The organism is Mesorhizobium sp. M7A.F.Ca.ET.027.02.1.1 (genome assembly GCF_004022985.1).
Classification (GTDB): domain Bacteria; phylum Pseudomonadota; class Alphaproteobacteria; order Rhizobiales; family Rhizobiaceae; genus Mesorhizobium.
Window position 1 is genome coordinate 1 of record NZ_RZOL01000464.1, and the last position, 4471, is coordinate 4471.

4 protein-coding genes are annotated in these 4471 nt (G+C 63.2%); 1 reads left to right on the forward strand and 3 read right to left on the reverse strand.

The genetic code is table 11. From position 1 onward, the window contains the following. Positions 1 to 16: 16 nt before the first annotated feature. Together EN749_RS31275 and EN749_RS31280 are read right to left on the reverse strand one after the other, a co-directional pair. Positions 17 to 1720 (reverse strand): iron ABC transporter permease, encoded by a 1704-nt coding sequence (locus tag EN749_RS31275; protein WP_128290135.1) that lies wholly within the window; start codon positions 1718 to 1720, stop codon positions 17 to 19. Between the two features lie 88 nt (positions 1721 to 1808). Then, positions 1809 to 2795 carry an ABC transporter substrate-binding protein gene (locus tag EN749_RS31280; protein ID WP_128364602.1) on the reverse strand — a complete coding sequence of 329 codons (987 nt, stop codon included), beginning with the start codon at positions 2793 to 2795 and terminating at the stop codon, positions 1809 to 1811. 259 nt (positions 2796 to 3054) lie between these two features. On the opposite strand from EN749_RS31280, the gene EN749_RS31285 reads away from it, so the two are divergent. Next, a complete protein-coding gene (locus EN749_RS31285; RefSeq protein ID WP_027038053.1) occupies positions 3055 to 4026 on the forward strand; it encodes a sugar-binding domain-containing protein in 972 nt (323 codons plus the stop codon). A gap of 29 nt (positions 4027 to 4055) precedes the next feature. Here the strand turns inward: EN749_RS31285 and EN749_RS31290 are convergent, their stop codons facing one another. Further along, positions 4056 to 4424: a hypothetical protein gene (locus EN749_RS31290; RefSeq protein WP_127271283.1), complete on the reverse strand. Its 369-nt coding sequence runs from the start codon at positions 4422 to 4424 to the stop codon at positions 4056 to 4058. Positions 4425 to 4471 lie beyond the last annotated feature (47 nt).

The following is a 4471-nucleotide window of genomic DNA, read 5'->3' on the forward strand; positions in this document are numbered from 1 at the left end:
GTCACATTGTCCAGGCTCAATCGCGCCATGGCAGCACTCCGGTCGGAAGGTAGGGGGCAAGCAGATTAGTGACCAGCATCAGCACGAAGGTGACCGCCACGGTGATGACGGACATCGCCGCCGCATAGTTGGAATCGCCGCCCTGCTCGAAGGAGAACATCACCACGCCGATGGTTTCCGAGCCCGACGACCACAGCAGCGCCGAAACGGTAAGTTCGCTTAAGGCCGTCATGAAGATCAGCAGGCCGCCGGCGATCGCCGCCGGTGCCACCAGGGGAAAGATGATCGTGCGCATGCGGGTGAACAGCCCGGCGCCTGCCACTTGCGCAGCCTCCTCCAGCGCCCGGTCGATCTGGTGATAGCCGCTGATGGTTGGCCGCAGCGCCAGCACCAGGAAACGGGCGAGATAGGCGTAGAGGATGATCCAGACGGTGTTGTAGAGCTGGATGCCGGTCAGCGGGATCGGCCGCAGGAACATGAGCAGCGAGGCGATGGCCAGCACCACACCGGGCAGTGCATAGGGCAGTTCCACCGACAGATTGAGCAGCCGCACCCAGCGCTGCTTGCCCCAGGCGATCAGATAGCCGATCGGCACGGCAACCAGGACCGCGAAGAAGGCCGCCGCGATCGACAGCCAGAAGCTGTTGAAGAAGGCGCGGCCGGCCGCGTCATGCTCGAACAGCACGAAGCGATAATTGTCGAGCGTCGCCGTCTTGGCGGTGAGCGCGATGCCGTAGCCCGGCACCAGCGATGTCAGAACCAGCCCGAACAGCGGCAGGAACAGCACCACGATGATCAGCAGCCACATGCCGGCCTGCACGGCGGGCCGCCAGCGGCCGAGTTCATAGGGCTCAGCCGAAAGCGATGTGGAGCTGATGCGATAGTCGCGGCGGCGGCTCATGATCTCCTGGGCAAGGATACCGGCCATGGCGATGATGCCGATCAGCACCGACAGGAACGCGGTTTCGCCGAGGACGGCGGGGCCGCCGCCGGCCAGCTTCTGATAGATCAGCGTCGGCAGCACGAGATAGTTGGCGGGAATGCCCAGAAAGGCCGGAATGCCGAAATTGCCGACGCAGGAGACGAAGGCAAGTGCGGCGGCGGCCATGATCGAGGGCGTCATCAACGGCAGCACGATGGTGACCAGCACGGTGAACCAGCCGGCACCGCCCGCTCGCGCCGCTTCGATCAGTTCGCGCGGCAGCTTGCGCAGGCCGGCGCGCACCAGCAGGAAAACCAGCGGCCCATACTGCACGCCGAGCAGCAGGATGATGCCCAATGTCGAATAGAGCGGATTCCTGGTACCGAGCGGCGGTGCCGCCCCGAACAGCTTGAGGAACGGGCTTGCCGGGCCGAACAATTGCAGCCAGGCCAGCGCCGTCACCTGCGGTGCGATCATCAAGGGCATGACGTAACAGAGCACCATGGCGCTGCGAGCGCGGATATCGGTCAGAGTGACGAGGACGGCCACCAGCGTTCCCGACAGCACCGCAAGCAGGGTGCCGCCGATGCCGACGACCAGTGTGTGCCAGGTGGCGATCCAGGTCGCCGGACTGGCGAGCCCCGCCTTTATCGCGACGGCCGACAGCGTGCCGCCGGGTGCCACGATCTCCTTGATCAGGCGCAGCATCGGCAGCAGCGAAAGCAGGACGATGACGATGGCCACCGCCGCCGTCAGGACCATTTCCTGGCCCCGGCTTTCCCTGATCCGTGTTGACATGATTGCGTTTCCTGGGGTCGATCAGCCGATGCGCTCGGGTTTCGCAGTCGGCATGCCGCTAGGGGGGCATGCCGACTGGATTGCCGGCTCAGCCGCCGAACAGTTCCGAGAACTTCGCCTTGTCGGCGTCGGTCTTGGCGACGATTGCCTTGGTGTCGAACGACATCACCTTGACCTTGACGCCTTCCGGCAGCCATTCGGGGCGGCCGACCGAGGCGCGCGCCGGCAGATAGCCCATCGAAAGCGCAAGCTTCTGGCCGTCATCGGAAAGAATGAAGTCGACGAACTTCTTGGCGCCATCGACATTCCTGGCGGTCTTCATGATGGCGACCGGTTCGGTCACTGCCGGCACACCTTCCGAGGGGAACACGAACTCGACCGGGGAACCCTTCTTCTTGGCGTTCATCGCCATGAAGTCGACGAGGATGCCATAGGGCTTCTCGCCCGATGCCACCGACTTCAGCACCGCACCATTGCCGCGCACGCTGACGGTGTTGTTGGTCTTCAGCTTCTGGAAGAAATCCCAGCCATAATTGGTATCGCCGACGAAGCCCGAAAGCAGGTAGGCGGCCGCACCCGAATAGAGCGGGCTCGGCATGACCAGGCCATCTGCATAGGCCGGCTTGGCGAGATCTGCCCAATGCTGCGGCTTCTCGGTCGCCGCGGTGTTGTAGACGATGCCGGTGGTGATCAGCTTGCTGCCGAAATAGGTCTTGTCGGCATCATAGGCATCCGCTTCGATGCCTTCGAGCTTTGCCTCGGGATAGGGCAGCAGCCGGTCGTCCTTCTTCAACAGCTCCATCGAGACCGCATCGGCGATCAGAAGCACGTCGGGCTGCGGGCTGCCGGCGGCAAACTCGGCCGCCATCTTGGTCAGGATATCGCTCGTTCCCGAGCGATAGATATTCACATCGATACCCGGCTGTGCCTTCTTGAAGGCATCCACGGTCTTGGCCGCGTCGGCTTCTGGTTGGGACGTGTAGAGCGTCAGTGTTTCGGCGTTTGCCACCCCGGCAAAAAAAGTTGCCGCGAGTGCCAGCTGGCTGGCCAGCAGCTTGATGAAGTGCGTCTTCAATGAGACCTCCTGTCTTGTCTGTGCATGACCGGTCCGGCTCTGGCCGGCTCCCCGTCTCTTCCTCCCTGCACGGCGCATATGACTGGTGGATGACACAGCGCGTGAAACCCACAAAATATGTTCATATGTACGATGTCAATTACAAATGAACAGAAATGTGCGACAATCGACACGCCGAAGATCCGGCATCAGTTGACATCCGGCCGGTGTTTCCTTGATGAGCACCGGGCAGGCCACGGCTCATGAGGAACAGGAACCGATGACCACAGAAAAACCCAGACAGGCTCGCCTGCCGATGGTCTCGTCGGACCTTACCGTCAAGACGGCATGGCTCTACTATGTCGAAGGTTTCACCCAGGAACAGATCGCCGAAAAGCTCGATGTCTCCAGGGTGAAGGTCATGCGTACCCTGGCCTCGTGCACCGCCGAAGGCATCGTCGTCACCATGATCAACGCGCCGACCGCCGGACAGGTGGCGCTCGAGCGGGAGCTGGAAAAGCGCTGGGGTCTGAATGCCGCCGTCGTCATCCCGACGCCTTCGGCGCATGACCATCTGGAGAAGGCCATCGGCCACGCCGTCGCGGCCTATCTCGGCGAGCAGATGCAGGACGGCATGACGCTGGCGATCGGTGGCGGCGCGACCCTGCATGCCAGCCTCGGCTTCCTTGCCCGCCGGCAGTTGAAGCGTGCCTGCGTGGTGGCGCTCGTCGGCAGCCTGCCGCATTCGCAATGGATCAATCCATCGATCGTCGCAGCCAAGGTCGCAGACGTCTTCGAGGTCGACAGCTACCAGATCACCGCGCCGGTGACGGTCGACAATTCCTCGCTGCGTGATCTCCTCTGGGCACAGCCGACCCTGCAGGATGTGCGCCAACGCGCGGCGACCGCCGACATCGCGCTGCTCACCGTCGGCGACATGTCGCCGGACGCCACCATCTTCCGGCACGGCATCGTGCCGTCATCGCTGATCGCTCCGCTGAAAGCGAAGGGCGCGGTCGCCAACATGCTGTGCTATTTCGTCGATGCCGCCGGCGGACTGGTCGACCACGAGGTCAACAGCCGCGTCATGGCCATCGATCTCGATGTGGTCAGCAACGTGCCTAATGTCGTTCTTGCCGCGGGCGGCAAGCGCAAGGTCGCGGCGATCCTCGCCGCGCTGAAAGCCGTAGACACCAACGTGCTGATCACCGACAGCGATACCGCCACGGCGCTGCTTGCCAAGGGCGGCTGAGCCGATCCGACTGGCTCCCGTGTTTCCCGCTAAATGAGCCCGCGCTCGCGCAAAAAATCCTCGACACCGACATGGGTCATGGATTCGAATTCGGCGACCGCCTCGGCCACCCGCTTGCGCTGCGCCGCCAACAGCGTGAACACCTGCTTCATCTCGCCGGAAACACCGAAACGGCTCCACCGCTCGGCGATGTGCGTGGGCAAGCCGATGTCGGCGCAGAACGCGTCCAGGCTGTCATAGCCGAGGCTGGCAACGAGCTGCCTGGTCTCGTCCGCCGACATGCGCGGCTCGAAGGCGTGGTCGTGCAGTCGCTGCGCCACCAGCTTGATGTCGGATGGCGACGCGCCCATGACCTTGCCGAACAGGGTTTTCACGTCAGACGGGTCGAATGCAGGCATATTTTGGCCTCCCTGGATCGCAATCCAGATAGAACATGGGTCAAGGG

What these genes read in the sequence shown, in the direction of transcription:
- EN749_RS31275 (WP_128290135.1), bottom strand. Translation starts at nt 1,720, where the DNA reads ATGTCAACACGGATCAGGGAAAGCCGGGGCCAGGAAATGGTCCTGACG.
- EN749_RS31285 (WP_027038053.1), top strand. Translation starts at nt 3,055, where the DNA reads ATGACCACAGAAAAACCCAGACAGGCTCGCCTGCCGATGGTCTCGTCG.
- EN749_RS31290 (WP_127271283.1), bottom strand. Translation starts at nt 4,424, where the DNA reads ATGCCTGCATTCGACCCGTCTGACGTGAAAACCCTGTTCGGCAAGGTC.